Here is an 18,166-nt window from a genome sequence, read left to right as displayed (position 1 = left end):
ACCGTTCAAAAATGGGGGTTTTCTGAAGGTGTGCTTTTTGGAATCCCTGGGAAGATTCTAACAATTAAAGGGAATCGGATATGCGTGTGCGTAAGCTGGCACTTGCAGTTGGTCTAGTCGGTGCACTGGGAAGCAACGCGACTCTGGCGCTCGGGCTGGGGGAGATCAAACTCAACTCCACCCTAAATCAGCCGCTCAATGCGGAAATTGGATTGCTGCAAACTCGCGGCCTGGACGATGCCGAGATCAAAGTGCGCCTCGCAGGGCCGGGTGAATTTGAGCGTGCGGGAGTGGACCGCTCCTACCTGCTCACCTCTCTACGCTTTGATGTAGATTATTCGGGTGCCAAGCCGGTTATTCGCATAACAAGCCGCGAGCCTATCCGTGAGCCTTTCTTGAATTTCCTGGTGGAGACACGCTGGCCCAGCGGGCGCCTGCTGCGCGAGTATACCCTGCTGATGGATCTGCCGGCATTTTCGCCGAACACAGCCCAGCAACCGGTGCGCGCTGCTGAGCGTGAACGCCAACAAGTCCGTCGGGATGCACCGGTACAGCGTCCCGTTCAACGTCCCCTCCAGCCTGCTCAACAGCCGACGGTTGAGCCGGACAGTGAGCCGGTTGGTGAACCTGCGACGGCGCCGCAGTCTGAGCCGGTTCGGCGCCAGCCGCAGCGCGCTTCTTCTATGGAAGACGCGGGCAGCAACAGCCAGGTTTATGGCCCGGTTTCCTCCGCCGATACTCTGTGGGAGATCGCCTTGGAAAATCGCGTTGGTCGCGAGTTTTCGGTGCAGCAGACGATGCTGGCGATCCAGCGCCTGAATCCTGAAGCCTTTATTAATGACAATATCAACCTGCTGAAAAAGGGCGCTGTTCTGCGCTTGCCCAGTGCTGATGACCTGCGCAGCCTTAGCCTAACCGAGGCGATTTCAGAAGTTGCCCAACAGAATGACTCCTGGCGCCAGCGCAGTGGCGCGGAAGAAGTCGCCACAGGTGTGCCGTTGGATGCGCGTGCTGTGGAGGAAGAGACTGTTGTCAATGATGTGGTTGAGGGGCGTGTAAGCTTGGCCGCGCCGGGAGACAATGAATCCGTTACTTCTGGCTCTGGTAGTGGCGCTGAGGACAGTGAAGCGCTGGAAGGTGACCTGACTACAGCTGAGGAAGAGCTGGACAGGTCCCAGCTAGAGAATACTGAGTTGCGTGAGCGTATCGCTGAACTCGATGAACAAATTGACACTATGGAGACCCTGGTCGAGGTTTCCAGTGAGGAAATGCGTGCTGTGCAGACTGCCGCAGAGCAGTCCGACCCAATGCTTGATCCCAGTGAAATTGACGCGGCGGAAATTGATCCCCCTCAAGCAGAATTAGCCGTTGCTGATGAAGGAGGGCTCCTCGACACCACCGAGTCTGAGGTCGAAGCCACAGCTGCAGAACCTGAAGCGCGTAATCGCGTAGTCTCTGTACAGACCAAGCCCGAGCCGACCCTGATGGACAAGCTTGGCGACAATATGCAGCTGATTGGTATCGGCGCTGCCGGCCTGCTGGTTGGTATTTTTGGCTTCTTTACCTGGCGACGCCGCAAGGCCGAGCAGGAGGCTGAGCAGCAGCTCGAGCATGAAATGGCTGCCGATCAGACGCCAATAGAGATTGCTGAAGAAATTTCTGAGCCAGATGAAACCCTGGCCGCAGTTGAGAGCATGGAGGCCGATGATACTTTCGACCTGGGTGATCTGGGTGATGTGGGTACCGATGACCCCATTTCCGAAGCGGAAATTCATCTGTCGCTGGGCCAGTATGAAGAGGCTGAGAGCAAACTGTTACAGGGCCTGGAAAAAGACCCGCAGGTGGTGGATGCGCGCCTGATGTTGATGGAAGTATACGCCCATCACCAGGATGTCGAGAAGTTTGACGAGCACTATTTGCAATTGCTCAGTATCAGCGATGGCCCAGCTGCGGATCGCGCCGCGCGTCTGCGCGAAACTATTGAGGGGGCTCCAGATTTCGAGGCGCCATCAGTGGACTTCTCCAGTGAATCCCTGGAGGCCGCCCAATTGGATGATATCGGTGCAGCCCTGGATCAGGATTTCTCCAGTGCTGAGCCGACAGTGGCTTCTGCTGAAGCCCTCGACAGTGATACCTCGCTGCTCGATGACCTCACCATGGACCTGTCCCTGGAGGATGAAAGTACCGCTGGCGATAATGCTGGACAGGAGCTGTCCCTGGATCTGGACCTGGATACCTCTTATGCAGAACCGGCCACTGGCGCCAGTGATACCGCCAATCTGGATAGCGAATTCAACCTGGATGATCTGGATCTCGACACTGCGCTGGATAGCGAACCACAGTTGAGCAGTGGAGAGACTCAGCAGCAAATAGATGAGGAGCTGAATCTCGACGAACTCGACCTGGGGGAGCTGGATCTTGGAGATCTCAACATGGAATCCGGCGAGGCTTCTGTGGCAAAGGCTCCCATCGATACAGAGCTGGCAGTAGATGAGTTCGAAAATTCTGAATTAGATCTGGATTCAATGGAGCTGGCAGGCGCGAGTACAACAGATACTGAGGCCACTGAAGCAAAAGCTGCTGGCTCTATTGGCGGGCTCGACTTTGAGCTGGATCTATCCATGATGGATGATGAAGCCGAGATGAAGCCTGCTACAACAAAATTGCAGGTTGAGGAGCCGACTGGGGGTTTGGATCAGGACATGGATCTCGATTCTATCGATTCGGATCTCGCTGGACTGGAAAGCCTGGCTACCGATGGCGATGGCGATGGTGATTTGTCCCTGGAAGAGTTTTCTGAGGGCGATCTGGATATGATCGGCGGAGAGTTGGATTCCGAGCTGGATCTCGAAAGCATTGACCTCGACGATATTGCCAGCGACCTTTCCCCCTCTGAGGAGTTGGCAGCGGAAGTTGAAGTGCCTCAGTCTGAGCGGGCCGGGTCCGGAGACACTAGCGAAATGTCATTGGAGGCGGACCTGGAGCTGGATATGGCCTCCCTGGAAGCCAGCGGTGAAGGTTTGTCCCTAGGTGAGGGATCCATTGAGGAGGAGTTCTCTCTTGAGGATGAGCTGGCCTTGATTGATGAGTCTACCGATGGTGAACTCACCCTTGAGGCTGACTTAGGGCAGAGCGAAGAGGCTGTAGCCGAAGCGCCTGAGCAGATTGAGGCTGTCGTAGAAAAAGAGCAGGGTAGTGAATCTGAGTTTGCCGACCTGGATTTCAACCTGGAAAGTGACCTCAACTCGGAATTGAGCTTGCTCGAAGGCGGCGACGAGATGGGTACCAAGCTGGAATTGGCTCAGGCTTACTTGGATATGGGTGATAAAGAGGGCGCCAAGGATATCCTCAAGGAAGTGGCCCAGGATGGAGGCGGCGAGCATAAGAATCGCGCCGAGGAAATGCTGGAGCGTATGGTGTAAGAGGCCTTTAGGTTTCGCCCATAAAAAAACCTCGCACTGGCTGCGAGGTTTTTTTATGGGGCTGGAGCATAATTTTCCTGCCTGTTTAGGGCATTGAATCTGATTGATATTGCTGCTGTTCGGACATTGGGAGCGGGGCAAAGAGTGGTTTTTCAATATGATGCAGGCCAGAGAACGCGAGTACATTTATAAAACCAATGGCGAGGTTCCAGCGGGTGAGCAGTTGCCGGATGGGCTGCATAGATTCGCTCTGGGGGTTGAGTATTGTGGAGCGCGATTGCACGGTTTCCAGAAGCAGAAATCAGCTGCGGAGACAGTGCAGGCGCATCTTGAGCGGGCCTTGTCCACTATCGCTGCAGAGCCCATAACGCTGGTTTGTGCAGGGCGTACTGACGCGGGCGTTCACGCCACCAATCAGGTTATTCACTTTGATACTCGTGCGCAGCGCCCAGAACGGGCCTGGATACAGGGAGTAAATACCAAGCTGCCAGACTCTGTGCGTGTGCGTTGGTGTCGCGAAATGCCCGCGCAATTCCATGCACGTTTCTCCGCTCATGCGCGCAGTTACCGCTATTTGATTCACTGCGCGCCGACTCGTTCTGCCCACAGCGCGGCGGAAGTTACCTGGACCCAGCACTCCCTGGATCTCGGTGCTATGCGTGAGGGGGCCAAGTACCTGCTTGGCCGCCATGATTTCACCAGCTTTCGGGCCTCTCAGTGTCAAGCCAAGAGCCCGGTTAGAGAAATTACCCGCCTGGACGTCGCTCGTGTTGGGCAGCTGATCGTTCTGGAAGTAAGCGCCAATGCCTTTCTGCATCATATGGTGCGCAATATAACTGGGGTATTAATGGCTGTGGGGCGCGGAGAGCGGGCGCCGATATGGGTGAAAGAGGTGCTGGACCAATATGATCGCTCGGCAGGGGGGGTTACAGCGCCGCCATTTGGCCTTTATTTGGTGGATGTGCAATACCCACAGGAGTTCCAACTGCCCCAGTGTGAACCGGGGCCGCTTCTGGTGCCTTTGTCCTTGGGCCAGTTGTCGGTTGTATGATTGGAATAGCTGAATTGCAATTAGAATGACCCTATAGGTTGGGGTGGCACGCGTTTCACACCTTGCACCAATCTGCTAGTATCGGGAATTCCCTCATTTTTGCTGGCCGGTCGGCTGGCTCCAGGTTTAGCGATGCAAGTGAAGATTTGTGGCATCACCCGCGTTGAAGATGCCCTTATGGCTGTTGATGCTGGCGCCGATGCGCTGGGACTGGTGTTCTACAAGGCGAGCCCTCGCTATATCGATCCCAAGGCCGCTGCTGCTATCGCCGCTGTAGTTCCTCCCTTTGTTACCTTAACAGGGCTCTTTGTTAATGCCGCACAGGGCGAAGTGGATCAGGCACTGGAACTCGTGCCTCTTAACCTCCTGCAGTTCCATGGTGAGGAGGGAGCTCGTTACTGTGAACAGTTCCGCCGGCCCTATATAAAGGCCCTGCGAATGAAAGAGGGGTTGGATACCATTGCTGCAATGGAGGAACACCCCAAGTCGCGTGGTTTCCTGCTGGATGCCTATCGCCCCGGAGTTCCCGGTGGTACTGGAGAGACCTTTGACTGGGATAGGGTGCCTCAAAATAGTCCTAGGTCCATTGTCTTGGCTGGGGGATTGAACCCGGATAATGTCGCCAATGCCATCAAAGCTGCGCACCCGCAAGGCGTGGATGTCAGCGGAGGTGTGGAGCAGGCACCGGGCAAAAAAGACCCGCAAAAAGTAGCTGCTTTTATTCGTGCGGCGAAAGGTAGTCATCTCGGTACAGCAGAGTAAAGATAGGTGACACATTGAGGTGTCGCCCGCCGGAGATGCCGGCGCTGGCCGGTAAATAAAAGTAGAGCGAGTATCCGCATCAGTAATTACCGGCAATGTTTAAAGTGGTTAGGAGTGGCACTTTAATCAGTAGGTAAATAGACAGAAGAAATTTTTGTGATCGACGGAGTATGAGTGTGACTAAGCCAGGTGCTATTGATTTTTCCACCTTTCCGGATGCCAGCGGGCATTTTGGTCCGTACGGCGGTCGCTTTGTATCGGAGACACTGATCAGCGCATTGGATGAACTGCAGGCGATGTATAGCCGCCTGAAAGATGATCCTGAATTTGTCGCTGCTTTTGACCACGATCTTGCGCACTATGTCGGACGGCCATCACCACTATATCTAGCTGAACGCCTGACAGAGCAGGCCGGTGGAGCGCGTATCTGGCTTAAGCGCGAGGACCTCAACCACACTGGTGCACACAAGGTAAACAATACCGTGGGCCAGGCGCTGTTGGCCAAACACAGCGGAAAAACCCGGGTTATTGCAGAGACCGGTGCGGGTCAGCACGGTGTAGCTTCTGCAACAGTGGCCGCACGTCTGGGATTACAGTGCACGGTTTATATGGGGGCGGAAGATGTTAAACGTCAGTCCCCCAATGTTTACCGCATGAAACTGCTGGGTGCTGAAGTGGTACCAGTGGAATCCGGCTCCAAAACCCTCAAAGACGCCATGAATGAAGCGATGCGCGATTGGGTTACTAATGTCGATAACACTTTCTACATTATCGGAACTGCTGCTGGCCCCCATCCGTATCCGCAATTGGTGCGGGACTTCAATTCCATTATTGGGCGTGAAGCGCGTCGCCAGAGCCTGGAGCATTTTGGCCAGCTGCCCGACGCACTGGTGGCCTGTGTGGGTGGGGGCTCCAATGCCATAGGCCTGTTCCACCCCTTCCTGAATGATGCCGATGTGAAGATGTTTGGTGTGGAGGCCGGCGGTGAGGGCCTGACTTCCGGTAAGCATGCGGCGCCGCTCAACGACGGTATCCCCGGTGTCCTGCACGGCAACCGCACGTACCTGATGGAAGATGAGGATGGCCAGATTATCGAGACTCACTCTGTTTCCGCAGGCCTCGATTATCCGGGTGTTGGGCCCGAACACGCCTGGCTTAAAGACATTGGCCGCGTAGAGTATGTCACTGCTGATGACAAAGAGGCGCTCGATGCCTTCCGTCGCCTTACCCGAACCGAAGGTATTCTGCCTGCCCTGGAGTCCAGCCACGCTGTTGCATACGCGATGAAATTGGCTGCCAGCATGCAGCCGGAACAGAACATTGTTGTGAACCTTTCTGGTCGTGGGGACAAGGATATTTTTACCGTTGCCGCTATTGATGGCATTGAGGTTTAACTGATAGGCGCCCGCTTGTTGAGGCGAGTAGGTGGCAAAGAATACTGACCAAGTGAGCTGGCGATAGCCAGGAGTAACTCAGGGAATACACAGTGACAGAACAAAACAGAATTGATCGCCGCTTTTCCAGATTGCGGGGAGAGGGCCGTAAAGCCCTGGTAACTTATATTGTCGCCGGTGATGGTGGCCTGGAGAATACGGTACCGCTAATGCACCAGCTGGTAGCCAGCGGCGCCGACGTTATTGAATTGGGGGTGCCTTTTTCCGATCCTATGGCTGAGGGCCCGGTAATCCAGAAGGGACATGAGCGCGCTCTGGCCAACGGTGCCTCCCTGCGCAAGTGCCTGGCTATAGTGCGCGAATTCCGCCAAGTCGATGAGGAAACGCCAGTAATCCTGATGGGCTATGCCAACCCGATCCAGCGCATGGGGGAGAGGGAGTTTGCCGATGCTGCGCTTGATGCTGGTGTCGACGGCGCGCTTACAGTGGATCTGCCTGCGGAAGAGGCAGGTCCGCTCAATACCTTGTTGGCAGAGCGCAACTTGCGCAATATCTTCTTGCTGACCCCCACCACTACTGAGGAGCGGATTCGTGAGATTACCAGCCTGGCAAGTGGTTTTATTTATTACGTATCTCTGAAAGGGGTAACCGGCGCAGGCCACCTGGATCTGGATTATGTGCGTGATAACCTCGAGCATATTCGAGGCTTTACCGATCTGCCCCTGTGTGTAGGTTTCGGTATTAAAGATGGGGCCTCTGCGCGCTCGGTAAGTGCCCACGGAGATGGCGCGGTGGTGGGGAGTGTCCTGGTGACCGCGGTGGATGAGGCGGCAGACCTGGCGGCAGCAAAGGAGAGGGTTGGCGCAATAGTCAGTGAGATGCGCCAGGCGCTGGACCGTTAGATTAAGCCTGGTATCCCGATACAGGGCTGGCCAGAAAGCCAAAAATAGCGGCTGATCTGGCCGAGTTTGTATTTCGCCTTAGTGTTTTAATTCGTAGCCTGAAACTCACTGGTCGGTAAAATGAGCCGGCCTATTGAAAGTATCCGGATTTGGAAACGAGATGAGCTGGTTAGAAAAAATAGTTCCCGCGGTGATTCGCACCGAGCGCCGCGCAGGTAGCAGCAAGGTTCCGGAAGGCGTCTGGAAGAAGTGCGTCAAGTGCGACGCCATGCTTTACCGCCCGGAGCTGGAGCGCAACCTGGATGTGTGCCCTAAGTGCGACCACCATATAAGGATTGGTGCACGTCGACGCCTGGATATTTTCCTGGATGAAGAGGGGCGTGAAGAGCTGGCCACCGATGTATTGCCGGTCGATCGCCTCAAGTTCAAGGATGTAAAAAAATATAAAGACCGCTTGCTGCAGGCGCAAAAATCCACCGGCGAGAAAGATGCCCTTATTGCCATGCAAGGCACTTTGAAGGGTGAGCCTCTGGTGGCGGTGGCATTTGAGTTTGCTTTCCACGGCGGTTCCATGGGTTATGTTGTGGGTGAGCGCTTCACCCGTGCAGCCCAGCGTGCCCTGGAACAGCGCATCCCCCTGGTATGTTTCTCCGCAACTGGAGGAGCTCGTATGCAGGAAGCCCTGATCTCCCTGATGCAGATGGCCAAGACCTCGGCAGTACTGGAAAAAATGAAGATGGCCGGGGTGCCCTATATCTCGATTATGACCGACCCGGTTTACGGTGGTGTATCGGCATCCCTGGCCTTGCTTGGCGATATCAACGCGGCTGAACCCGGTGCCCGTGCTGGTTTTGCCGGCCCCAATATTATCGAGCAGACCATTCGCCAAAAACTACCCAAGGGTTTCCAGCGCAGTGAATTCCTATTGGAGCACGGAGCGATTGATATGATCATCCCGCGCAGGGATATGCGCTCCACAGTATCGCGCCTGCTGGGTAAACTGAGCGGTAACTGATATTCCATCCCCCGTATTGGCAGCCAGTTACAGTACAATCTGGCTGCCCATTTCCTACCAGTGATTTATCCAACTATGCCTTCATTGCAAGATTGGCTCTCCCGCCTTGAGCAGCTGCACCCAACTGAAATTGAGCTTGGCCTGGAACGGGTTTCCAGTGTGGCCGCTACTCTCGGTGTGCAAAAGCCGGCACCTACGGTAATTACGGTGGCAGGCACGAATGGAAAGGGCTCCTGCGTGGCGACAATGGAAGCCCTTCTGTGTGCTGCCGGCCATTCCGTTGGTGCCTATAGCTCTCCACATTTGCTGCGTTTTAATGAGCGGGTGCGGGTCAATGGTGTCGAGATATCTGATCTGGAATTGGTCCGCGCTTTTGAGGCGGTGGAGACTGCTCGCGGTGAAATAAGCCTGACTTATTTTGAGTTCTCCACCCTTGCGGCGCTCTGGCTGTACGAGCGCGCTGGGGTTGAGTTTGCACTATTGGAGGTAGGCCTTGGGGGGCGCCTGGATGCGGTTAACCTGGTAGATGCGGATTTGGCAATTATCACCAGCGTGGCCATTGATCATGAGGATTGGTTGGGAAGCGATAGGGAAGTGATCGGCCGGGAAAAAGCGGGTGTCCTGAGACCGGGAGCCCCGTTTGTCTGTGCAGATAAGAATCCTCCGCAATCCGTGTTGTCTGCGGCAGAAAAACAGGCAAATTCGAGCTATTTTATTGGACGGGATTTCTCTCTTATTGAGAGTGAAGGTGAAGAGAAATACCAGTTTGGCGACCTGCAGCTGACAATACCGCCGATCAGTCTGCCGCGCCCGAGTATTGCTGCAGCAATAACTGCACTGGTGTTACAGGGTGTTCTGTCGGAGGAGGGTGTAGAGAGCGCCCTGGCAAATATAACCTTGCCGGGCCGATGCGAGCAGCTGTTATGGCACGATCGCAATCTGTTACTGGATGTCGGGCATAACCCCGCTGCGGCTGAGCATTTGGCCCGCTGGTTGGATGCGAATCCGGTATCGGGAGAGACTCATGCCCTGGTAGCGGTTATGGCGGATAAGGATCTTGTTGGGCTGTTTGCTCCCCTGAGTAACCAGGTGAGCCGCTGGCACCCAGCTCTTTTGCCCGGAAATGATCGTGCTGCGGGAGCGGATGCACTGCTCAGTGGCCTTGCTGGTGCCGGTGTTGAAGTAACTAAAGTGGACGCCCGCTGTCCAAACGTCGCCGATGGTTTACAGCAGCTGCTAGCGACCACTGGTCCACAGGACAGGTTGCTTGTATTTGGATCCTTCTTTACTGTGGCGGAAGTTCTGCAGCAGATGCGAGATGAGGATAATGGAGAATTGCGAGGATAAGTCTCCCCGTAGGGGACGGCTGAATGATGGCTTCAAGCAGCGTATCGTCGGTGCGCTGGTGCTGGCTGCGCTCGCTGTAATTTTTCTGCCCAGTCTGCTGGACCGGGAGTCGTCAGGCTACATCAGTGAGGTGAGCCAGATTCCAGCGGAACCGGATATCCGCCCTATTGAGATTGCCAAGCCTGAGCCTGTTGCCGATGTGGTGCCAGCCCCGGCGCCTGGAGAGGCTTTCCAGCCGGATGTACCTGAGCAGTTTTCCAATCCCAAGGCGGCAACTGTGATTGAAGAGGTTACGGCAACGGCCGGTGGGGTACAGGACGATAATACTGTGCCTGAGTCTGTCCCCGACCGCTCAGCCCCACAAAAAGGGTCTTCCGCCTTAGTGGATGCTCAGGGTTTGCCCGTGGCCTGGGTGGTGCAAGTGGCCTCTTATCGTGATGCCTCCCGTGCGGATCAGCTGCGTATGCGTCTTATGGACGAGGGTTATCGCGCTTATACTCGGGCGGTTGAAACTAATAAGGGGCGTTATGTGAGGGTCTTTGTGGGGCCTAACGTGGAGAAAGCGGAAGCCCAGGCTCTAAAATCAAAGCTGGACGCCCTGCTGGAAGCCCAAACCTTGGTACTGCGCTTCAAAGCGTAACAGCAATTGCTATTTGTAATCCTTTTTACTGGCCCGGTTGACGTTGTTACCACCGGTGACCCTTGATTTCCAATGCACTTTTATTCGGCATAAGTTCATAGCTGGACCGTCAATCTTCCACGGATATTTGTTCTCTGGGTATTAAATTCCAATCGGTTGGCCTACGGCTTCACGCGCCTAGCCCCTTAAGTTAGAATGCGCGCTCTTCGCGGCAGCAGCCGCCACGCAGGTAGGGTTGAATGAATTGGGCTGACTGGACCATCCTGGCTATTGTGGGTATTTCCACACTCTTCGGCCTTAGCCGGGGTTTTGTGCGTGAGACCCTGTCACTGCTCACCTGGATCGCTGCCTTTATTGTCGCAATGATGTTTCGCGACCAGCTTGCGCCTCTGCTTTCAAATCTCGTCGATACTCCTTCCCTTCAGGTGATTGCCGCTTTTGCCATCCTGTTCTTTGGCACTCTCCTGGCCGGGGCTGTCCTGAATATGATGCTTTCCGCTTTTGTCGAAGCCACCGGTTTATCCGGCACTGACCGTGTGCTGGGTATGGTGTTTGGCTTGGCGCGGGGAGCAATTGTGGTGATGGCACTTTTGATCCTGGCTCCGGCATTGGTGCCGGTGGAGCAGGACAGCTGGTGGAGTGAGTCGGTGTTGATTCCCCATTTCCTTGAGTTTGAGGGCAGTGCGCGGGAGCTGGCCAAGTCCGTGAAGGACTTTTTTGTAGAGTTATTTTAATCGGGCGCTAGCGCCGCTTTTTCGATCAATAGGGTCAAATATATGTGTGGTATCGTCGGTATCGTCGGTAAGAGTGATGTCAATCTACAGCTCTATGATGGCCTCACTCTATTGCAACACAGGGGGCAGGATGCCGCAGGCATCGTAACCTGTGACGATGATCGCCTGAACCAGCAAAGGGCCAATGGCCTGGTGCGCGATGTATTCCGTGCGCGCCATATGGAACGCCTGAAAGGTAATTTTGGTATTGGCCATGTGCGCTACCCCACTGCGGGAGGCTCCGGCCCCGCCCTGGCGCAACCGTTCTATGTGAACTCCCCTTACGGCATTGCCATGGCTCACAATGGCAACCTCACCAATGTACGCAAGGTAATGGACGAAATCTTCCAGCAGGACCTGCGTCATATCAACACTGATTCCGACTCGGAAGTATTGTTGAATGTGTTTGCCCATGAGCTGCACAAGCAGCACAAGTTGCAGCCCAAGGCAGAAGATATCTTTACCGCTATGCGTGCAGTACACAAACGTGTGCGTGGCGCTTATGCCTGTGTGGCCTTGATTGTTGGCTACGGTATCGTCGCTTTCCGCGATCCAAATGGAATTCGCCCACTGGTTTACGGCAAACGCGAGACAGAGAAGGGCACCGAATATATGGTGGCTTCTGAGTCTGTGGCCCTGGATGTACTGGGTTATACCCTGGTGCGGGATGTGGCTCCTGGTGAGGCACTGTATATTGAGCTGGATGGTACCGTGCATTCCGAGCAGTGTGCGGAAAACCCGTCCCTGACCCCCTGTATTTTCGAGCATGTGTACTTCGCCCGCCCGGATTCCATTATGGACGGCGTATCTGTGCACAAAGCGCGTCTGCGTCAGGGTGAGCACCTGGCAGATAAAATTCTGCGCCTGCGTCCGGATCACGATATCGACGTGGTGATTCCAATTCCCGATTCCGCCCGTACTGCCGGCCAGACTGTGGCGCACCGATTGGGGGTTAAATTCCGCGAGGGTATGGTAAAAAACCGCTATATCGGCCGTACCTTTATCATGCCGGGACAGAAGCAGCGCAAGAAGTCTGTGCGCCAGAAGCTGAACGCCATTGAGCTGGAATTCCGCGGCAAAAATGTACTGCTGGTAGATGACTCCATTGTACGCGGTACCACCTGTAAACAGATTATCCAGATGGCCCGTGATGCCGGTGCTGCGAAAGTGTATTTCGCCAGTGCAGCGCCTGCGGTGAAATATCCGAATGTGTACGGTATTGATATGCCATCAGCCAATGAGTTGGTGGCCCACGATCGCACCACTGAGGAGATCTGCGAGGAAATCGGTGCAGATTGGCTGGTTTACCAGGATCTGGAAGACCTGGTAGTGAGTTCCAGTGGCGGCAAGCAGAAAATTGAGCAGTTCGATTGCTCTGTATTCGATGGAAACTATGTAACTGGCGATGTGGATGAGGAGTACCTCAATAACCAGCATGTGGCACGTAATGACGATGCCAAGCGCAAGAAGGCCAATACCAGCGCCTTGTAATTGATCTGGACCGACGCTCTCTTCACGGCAGAAGAGGGCGCCATGCACGGCCGTTTCGGTTAAGATGACCGCTTCCAAAAAATACTGACCAGGAAGCGGTATATGTTTGAAGACGACGGTTACGCTCTGGAAACCCTGGCCGTGCGTGCCGGGCAGGTCCGTTCGCCGGAAGGCGAGCACTCTGAGGCCCTCTATCTTACCTCCAGTTACGTTTTCCCCTCCGCTGCGGAAGCCGCCGCACGTTTTACCGGCGAGAGTTCCGGTAACGTTTATTCCCGCTATACCAATCCCACTGTACGTATGTTTGAAGAGCGTATTGCCGCGCTAGAGGGCGGTGAGGCAGCTGTGGCGACCTCCAGTGGTATGGCCGCGATCCTCAGTATTTGCATGGCTTTGCTGAAAAGTGGTGATCGGGTAATTTGTTCCCGCAGCGTATTTGGTACTACTACCGCACTGTTTGGGCGCTATATGGAAAAGTTCGGTGTGCGCGTAAGCTACGTGGATCTCACCGATATGGATGCCTGGAAGCAGGCAGTGGACGGCTCCACGAAGCTGTTATTCATGGAGACTCCTTCCAATCCCCTTTGCGAGGTGGCGGATATTCGCGCCCTGGCGGAAGTGGCACATAGTGCCGGTGCTCAGCTGGTAGTGGATAACTGTTTCTGTACCCCGGCACTACAGCGTCCGTTGTCGCTGGGCGCTGATATCGTTGTGCACTCCGCAACAAAATTCCTGGATGGCCAGGGGCGTACCCTTGGCGGCGTTGCAGTTGGGCGCAAGGAAATTATGGATGAGTTGGTGGTTTTTTTGCGCACTGCTGGCCCCAGCATGAGCCCTTTCAATGCCTGGGTATTCCTTAAGGGCTTGGAGACGCTGAAGCTGAGGATGCAGGCCCACTGTACTAATGCACTCGATTTGGCCTGGTGGTTGGATGAGCAGGAGATGGTGGAGAGAGTCAACTACACCGGTTTGCCAAAGCACCCCCAGCACCGATTGGCTCGCGAGCAACAGGATGCCTTCGGCGCCGTACTGAGTTTCACTGTGCGCGGTGGCAGGGAGCAGGCTTGGAAGGTGATCGACAGTTGCAAAATCCTGTCTTGTACAGCCAATCTCGGTGATGCCAAGAGCACGATCGTGCATCCGGCCACCACCACCCACGGACGCCTGAGCGATGAAGACAAGGCCCGTGCGGGTATCACCGAAAACCTGATTCGCATTTCTGTGGGGCTTGAAAATGTGGAAGATCTCAAGCGCGACCTAATGCGGGGGTTGTCCCAGCTGTAGGTTGCACTTTTTGGCAGTGCCCCTTTCTACCTATGATTAATATGGGGTAGCCAGCTTATTTGCAGCAAAAAGCTGCCGGTTAGTGCTACCCAAATTGAGGTTGAGGCCGCGTCCGAGGCCTGAAAAAAACAGAGCAGTAATGGATTTGCCGTGCAAAAAATAGTTTCCGCCATAGTTTCCGATATCGGCAGTGTTCTGCTGGGTAAAGAGCGCCAGGTAAAGTTGGCTTTGGCTTGCCTTTTGTCAAAAGGGCACCTGTTGATTGAGGATTTACCCGGCATGGGTAAGACCACCCTGGCCCACGCCCTGGCTCAGGTGTTGGGGCTTTCCTACAAGCGGGTGCAATTCACCAGTGATATGTTGCCGGCGGATATACTTGGCGTTTCCATTTTTGATAGGGAATCGGGTCAGTTCCATTTTCACGAGGGCCCGGTTTTTAGCCAGGTTCTTTTGGCAGATGAGATCAACCGTTCTTCGCCAAAAACCCAGAGTGCGTTGCTTGAGGCGATGGAAGAGTGCCAAGTCAGTGTGGATGGCGAGACCAGGTTATTGCCACAACCATTTTTTGTAATTGCTACCCAGAATCCACTGCAACAGTCTGGCACTTTCGCTTTACCGGAATCCCAGCTGGACCGCTTCCTGATGCGCATCAGTCTCGGTTATCCGACCAGAGAGGCCGAGCGAGCCCTGTATTTGGGCACCGATCCGCGCCAACAGCTTGCTAAGTTAAGGCCGCGTATCGATATCGCAACCCTGAAAAAGATGCAGAGGCTAGTGGGCCAGGTAAAAACTTCCGACAGTTTATTGGATTACCTTGAGCGGCTTGTACTGCATACACGACAGAGCCCGGATTGCGCGGTCGGTTTGTCGCCCCGTGGTGCACTGGCGTTGTTGCGAGCGGCTAAGGCCTGGGCACTTCTTCACAATCGCGGCCATGTGTTACCTGAGGATATCCAATCCGTATTGCCCTCTGTGGCGGGGCACCGGTTACAGGGCGAGGGTGGCAATGGTGATCAGTTGGTGGAGCGGCTGGTACGCCAAGTGGATATTATCGCGGCTTGAATGGATGAGTGTTTTACGCAACCCGGCTCGTTTTCTTACAGATCCCTTGCGTGGCGCCATGCAGCGCTGGCTCAGTCGCCGTGCGCCGCGTTCCCGCAGTATCACCCTCAATCACAGTCGCCTTTTTATCTTGCCCACCCGTGCGGGGCTAGGGTTTCTTCTGGTGATTATGCTGCTGTGGTTACTGGGCACTAATTACGAAAATAACCTGGTATTTGCCCTGACTTTCCTGCTTGTCAGTGTATTTGTAGTTTTGCCAGTGCATACCTTCGCCAACTTGACTGGCTTGCGCCTGCAGTTGCTTGGCACCAGCCCGGCTTTTGCTGGCGACTTTGCCGAAGCGCAAATCAATATAAGCCGTGAGGATAAGCGCGAAAGGGAGTGGATACGACTGTGCTGGCTTCCCGAAGAAGGTGCTTACTTGGATCTTTGTGAGCAGGCCAGCGAGGATATTCGCATTTCCATGCCTGTGGTGGAGCGTGGCCGTGTACAGGCCCCGCGTCTGCGAATTGAAAGCCGCTTCCCCCTCGGCTTATTTCGCTGTTGGAGTCGTATCGACCTGGATGTGGAGTTCCTGGTCTATCCCCGACCGATATCTGCTGGCCCTCTTCCTTTTGGGGGCGTACAAACAGAGGGAGATTTCGGCGAGGTGCGCCATGGGGGTGATGATTTCAGTGCCCTTAAAGCTTATCAGCCCGGCGACTCCCTGCGGCATGTGGCCTGGAAACAATATGCTGCGGGGCGTGATCTTTACAGCAAGGATTATGAGAGCCGCACTGATGTGCGCCTCTGGCTCGATTGGGCACTGCTCGATGGGCGCGATGTGGAAACCCGTTTGAGCAACTTGTGTTACTGGTGCCTGCAAGCAGAGAAGCAAGGCATTGTTTATGGGCTGCGCCTGCCCGGTGTCGTTATCGAGCCTTCCCTGGGGCCGAGCCATCAGCGGGAAATGTTGCAGGCCCTGGCCCTGTTTCCGAAGTGGGGTAGTTAATGGCGACCACCCAGGATTTGCTGCCCCGCGAGAGCTTACTGTGGATCTTTGCTGCACAGTTTGTTGCTCTATTACCCCAGTTTACCCAGTTGCCGCTTTGGGTGCCCCTTGCTTGGGCCTTCGCTGTCTATTGGCGCCTAGAAGTTTTTCGAGGTCGTCGAGACCTGCCTGGCCGCACCCTGAAGCTTCTGGTGATTTTGCTGACGATGGCGGGGTTGGCGATTTCCTACCGGCGCTGGTTCGCGCTGGAACCGATGGTTGCACTGCTTACTTTGTCATTCACCCTGAAAAATCTGGAATTGGTGAGCCGCCGAGATGCTTTTGTCAGCCTGCTGTTGGCATATTTTGTCGCCGCTACCCTTTTTGTGCGTGAACAGACTATTCCTTACGCGCTTTATGGTTTACTCAGTGTTGTCGTGATCACCGCGGCGCTGGCTGCTCAGTTGGGTAGTTTCAGTGCCCGCCCGCGCCGGGCATTGGGCCTCTCCCTGCGCCTGTTGGCCCAGGCCACGCCGTTAATGCTGCTGCTGTTTGTGGTGATGCCGCGCCTGGGGCCCTTGTGGTCAGTTCCCCAGGTCACATCTGCCGGGCGCACTGGAGTCAGCGATTCTATGGCGCCGGGCGACTTTACCCGCCTGTCGAAATCCGATAAGCCGGCATTGCGGATCTCATTCGATGGGCCCATACCGCCGCCGGAGCAGCGCTATTGGCGCGGTTTAGTGTATTCCGAATTTGATGGGCGCACCTGGCGTCAAGGCGTCGGTGTCGACCCGCGCAATGGTGGGCAGGTGTATTGGAAGAGTGGCGAGCGACCGCTGCCGCAGGTGGGCCCTCGCTATCGTTACCAAGTGATCCAGGAAGCAAGCCGCTCTCCCTGGTTGTTTGCGCTGGCCCGCCCGGTTTCCGATAGTAGTGGGGTGGGTGAAACCCTAGATGATCGATTGGTGAAGCACTCTCCAGTGTATAGTCGTTTTGCCTACGAAGTGCGCTCCTGGCCGAGGGGTTCCCGGAACATGTCAGCATCACTCAGTCGTGCTGAGCGCAACCGCAATTTACAGTTGCCACCCTCAGGCAATGAGCGCACCCGCGAGTGGGCCGAAAGCCTGGGCCGCAGAGGGCTGGGTGCAGAGGAGATTTCCGCGCGCTTACTCGCTCGCTATAACCGCGAATTTACCTATACATTGAGCCCCCCGGCACTGGGAAGTGACAGCGTGGATGAGTTCCTGTTCGGTAGTCAGCAGGGATTCTGTGAGCATTTCGCTGGCAGCTATGTATTTGCCATGCGTGCCGCTGGGGTGCCTGCACGAGTCGTCGCTGGTTACCAGGGGGGTGAGTGGGTGAGCGGTGAGCGGTATCTGTTGGTGCGTGAGTACGACGCCCATGCCTGGGCGGAGATCTGGCTTGACGGGCGCGGTTGGCAGCGTGTCGACCCTACTGCGGCAGTGTCGCCAGAGCGGGTGCGCGATGGCCTGGAGAGTGCTGCAGGGGAGGAGTTTATGCAAGATTCCCTATTGCCTTTACACCGTGTTGATATCCTGGTCAAACTGCGCTTGCAGTGGGATATGATTAATTACCGCTGGCACCAGACGGTGGTGAGTTTCGATAGTGAGAAGCAGCGCGATACTTTGCAGCGCCTGCTCGGAGATATTTCTCCCCTGCGTATGGCGTTACTGTTTGCTGTTCCCTGCGCTCTACTGTTCCTGGGAGCCTTGCTGTGGATCTGGTGTAGCGGCCGCGCGCGCAAACTGCCCGCGGCGGAACGGTTCTACCAGAAATTTTGCCAGCGCATGGCTCGCGCGGGTGTGGTCCGTCGCTCCGGTGAGGCTCCGCGAGATTACGCCCTGCGCATCACTCGTGAGAAGCCCCAGCTGGCGAGTTTGACGCAACGGGTAACCAGTGCCTTTGAGCGGGCTGCCTATGGTGGCGACGCTGAAGCCGCAAAAGAATTACGCCGGCTGGTGAAGAGGCATTTTGGACTGCTTGACCTCGCGTCTGTCCAGGTGGATAAGCTTAAACAGGCGGGGCGATAGTT

At 55.4% G+C, this 18,166-nt stretch carries 14 protein-coding genes; all 14 read left to right on the top strand.

Features of this window, described 5'->3' with window-relative positions; all coding sequences use genetic code 11:
• The first annotated feature begins 80 nt into the window (after window positions 1-80).
• The 14 genes from ACCI49_RS06895 to ACCI49_RS06830 all read left to right on the top strand — a co-directional run bounded on the left by ACCI49_RS06895 (window position 81) and on the right by ACCI49_RS06830 (window position 18,164).
• Complete coding sequence (locus tag ACCI49_RS06895; protein WP_371838218.1) at window positions 81-3,422, top strand: motility hub landmark protein FimV; 3,342 nt, start codon at window positions 81-83, stop codon at window positions 3,420-3,422.
• 157 nt (window positions 3,423-3,579) lie between these two features.
• On the top strand, window positions 3,580-4,473 hold the full coding sequence (gene truA / locus ACCI49_RS06890; RefSeq protein WP_371838217.1) for a tRNA pseudouridine(38-40) synthase TruA: 894 nt from the start codon (window positions 3,580-3,582) through the stop codon (window positions 4,471-4,473).
• 132 nt (window positions 4,474-4,605) lie between these two features.
• Window positions 4,606-5,235: a phosphoribosylanthranilate isomerase gene (locus ACCI49_RS06885; protein ID WP_371838216.1), complete on the top strand. Its 630-nt coding sequence runs from the start codon at window positions 4,606-4,608 to the stop codon at window positions 5,233-5,235.
• 170 nt (window positions 5,236-5,405) lie between these two features.
• Window positions 5,406-6,629, top strand: a complete 1,224-nt coding sequence (trpB, locus tag ACCI49_RS06880) for a tryptophan synthase subunit beta (RefSeq protein WP_371838215.1) — start codon at window positions 5,406-5,408, stop codon at window positions 6,627-6,629.
• 92 nt (window positions 6,630-6,721) lie between these two features.
• The gene (gene trpA, locus ACCI49_RS06875) at window positions 6,722-7,531 is read left to right on the top strand and encodes a tryptophan synthase subunit alpha (RefSeq protein WP_371838214.1); all 810 of its coding nucleotides are present in this window, start codon (window positions 6,722-6,724) and stop codon (window positions 7,529-7,531) included.
• Between the two features lie 160 nt (window positions 7,532-7,691).
• Window positions 7,692-8,546, top strand: a complete 855-nt coding sequence (gene accD / locus ACCI49_RS06870; protein WP_371838213.1) for an acetyl-CoA carboxylase, carboxyltransferase subunit beta — start codon at window positions 7,692-7,694, stop codon at window positions 8,544-8,546.
• A gap of 75 nt (window positions 8,547-8,621) precedes the next feature.
• Window positions 8,622-9,893, top strand: coding sequence for a bifunctional tetrahydrofolate synthase/dihydrofolate synthase (folC, locus tag ACCI49_RS06865; RefSeq protein ID WP_371838212.1), 1,272 nt, complete (start codon window positions 8,622-8,624; stop codon window positions 9,891-9,893).
• A complete protein-coding gene (locus ACCI49_RS06860) occupies window positions 9,874-10,533 on the top strand; it encodes an SPOR domain-containing protein (protein ID WP_371838211.1) in 660 nt (219 codons plus the stop codon). Before folC ends, ACCI49_RS06860 begins: the two co-directional genes overlap by 20 nt.
• Window positions 10,534-10,772: 239 nt before the next feature.
• Window positions 10,773-11,267 (top strand): CvpA family protein, encoded by a 495-nt coding sequence (locus tag ACCI49_RS06855; protein WP_371838210.1) that lies wholly within the window; start codon window positions 10,773-10,775, stop codon window positions 11,265-11,267.
• A gap of 42 nt (window positions 11,268-11,309) precedes the next feature.
• Window positions 11,310-12,797, top strand: coding sequence for an amidophosphoribosyltransferase (gene purF / locus ACCI49_RS06850; protein ID WP_371838209.1), 1,488 nt, complete (start codon window positions 11,310-11,312; stop codon window positions 12,795-12,797).
• Between the two features lie 102 nt (window positions 12,798-12,899).
• Complete coding sequence (locus ACCI49_RS06845) at window positions 12,900-14,081, top strand: O-succinylhomoserine sulfhydrylase (RefSeq protein ID WP_371838208.1); 1,182 nt, start codon at window positions 12,900-12,902, stop codon at window positions 14,079-14,081.
• A gap of 150 nt (window positions 14,082-14,231) precedes the next feature.
• The gene (locus tag ACCI49_RS06840; RefSeq protein WP_371838207.1) at window positions 14,232-15,143 is read left to right on the top strand and encodes an AAA family ATPase; all 912 of its coding nucleotides are present in this window, start codon (window positions 14,232-14,234) and stop codon (window positions 15,141-15,143) included.
• A complete protein-coding gene (locus ACCI49_RS06835) occupies window positions 15,088-16,134 on the top strand; it encodes a DUF58 domain-containing protein (protein ID WP_371838206.1) in 1,047 nt (348 codons plus the stop codon). Before ACCI49_RS06840 ends, ACCI49_RS06835 begins: the two co-directional genes overlap by 56 nt.
• Window positions 16,134-18,164 (top strand): transglutaminase TgpA family protein, encoded by a 2,031-nt coding sequence (locus ACCI49_RS06830; RefSeq protein ID WP_371838205.1) that lies wholly within the window; start codon window positions 16,134-16,136, stop codon window positions 18,162-18,164. Before ACCI49_RS06835 ends, ACCI49_RS06830 begins: the two co-directional genes overlap by 1 nt.
• Window positions 18,165-18,166: the final 2 nt, after the last annotated feature.

The sequence above is a fragment of the Microbulbifer epialgicus genome (genome assembly GCF_041447265.1).
Lineage (GTDB): Bacteria > Pseudomonadota > Gammaproteobacteria > Pseudomonadales > Cellvibrionaceae > Microbulbifer > Microbulbifer epialgicus.
This window is presented reverse-complemented; position numbering and strand designations above follow the sequence as displayed.

What these genes read in the sequence shown, in the direction of transcription:
- ACCI49_RS06855 (WP_371838210.1), top strand. Translation starts at nt 10,773, where the DNA reads ATGAATTGGGCTGACTGGACCATCCTGGCTATTGTGGGTATTTCCACA.
- accD (WP_371838213.1), top strand. Translation starts at nt 7,692, where the DNA reads ATGAGCTGGTTAGAAAAAATAGTTCCCGCGGTGATTCGCACCGAGCGC.
- ACCI49_RS06830 (WP_371838205.1), top strand. Translation starts at nt 16,134, where the DNA reads ATGGCGACCACCCAGGATTTGCTGCCCCGCGAGAGCTTACTGTGGATC.
- truA (WP_371838217.1), top strand. Translation starts at nt 3,580, where the DNA reads ATGATGCAGGCCAGAGAACGCGAGTACATTTATAAAACCAATGGCGAG.
- ACCI49_RS06860 (WP_371838211.1), top strand. Translation starts at nt 9,874, where the DNA reads ATGGAGAATTGCGAGGATAAGTCTCCCCGTAGGGGACGGCTGAATGAT.
- ACCI49_RS06895 (WP_371838218.1), top strand. Translation starts at nt 81, where the DNA reads ATGCGTGTGCGTAAGCTGGCACTTGCAGTTGGTCTAGTCGGTGCACTG.
- purF (WP_371838209.1), top strand. Translation starts at nt 11,310, where the DNA reads ATGTGTGGTATCGTCGGTATCGTCGGTAAGAGTGATGTCAATCTACAG.
- folC (WP_371838212.1), top strand. Translation starts at nt 8,622, where the DNA reads ATGCCTTCATTGCAAGATTGGCTCTCCCGCCTTGAGCAGCTGCACCCA.
- ACCI49_RS06845 (WP_371838208.1), top strand. Translation starts at nt 12,900, where the DNA reads ATGTTTGAAGACGACGGTTACGCTCTGGAAACCCTGGCCGTGCGTGCC.
- ACCI49_RS06885 (WP_371838216.1), top strand. Translation starts at nt 4,606, where the DNA reads ATGCAAGTGAAGATTTGTGGCATCACCCGCGTTGAAGATGCCCTTATG.
- ACCI49_RS06835 (WP_371838206.1), top strand. Translation starts at nt 15,088, where the DNA reads ATGGTGATCAGTTGGTGGAGCGGCTGGTACGCCAAGTGGATATTATCG.
- trpB (WP_371838215.1), top strand. Translation starts at nt 5,406, where the DNA reads ATGAGTGTGACTAAGCCAGGTGCTATTGATTTTTCCACCTTTCCGGAT.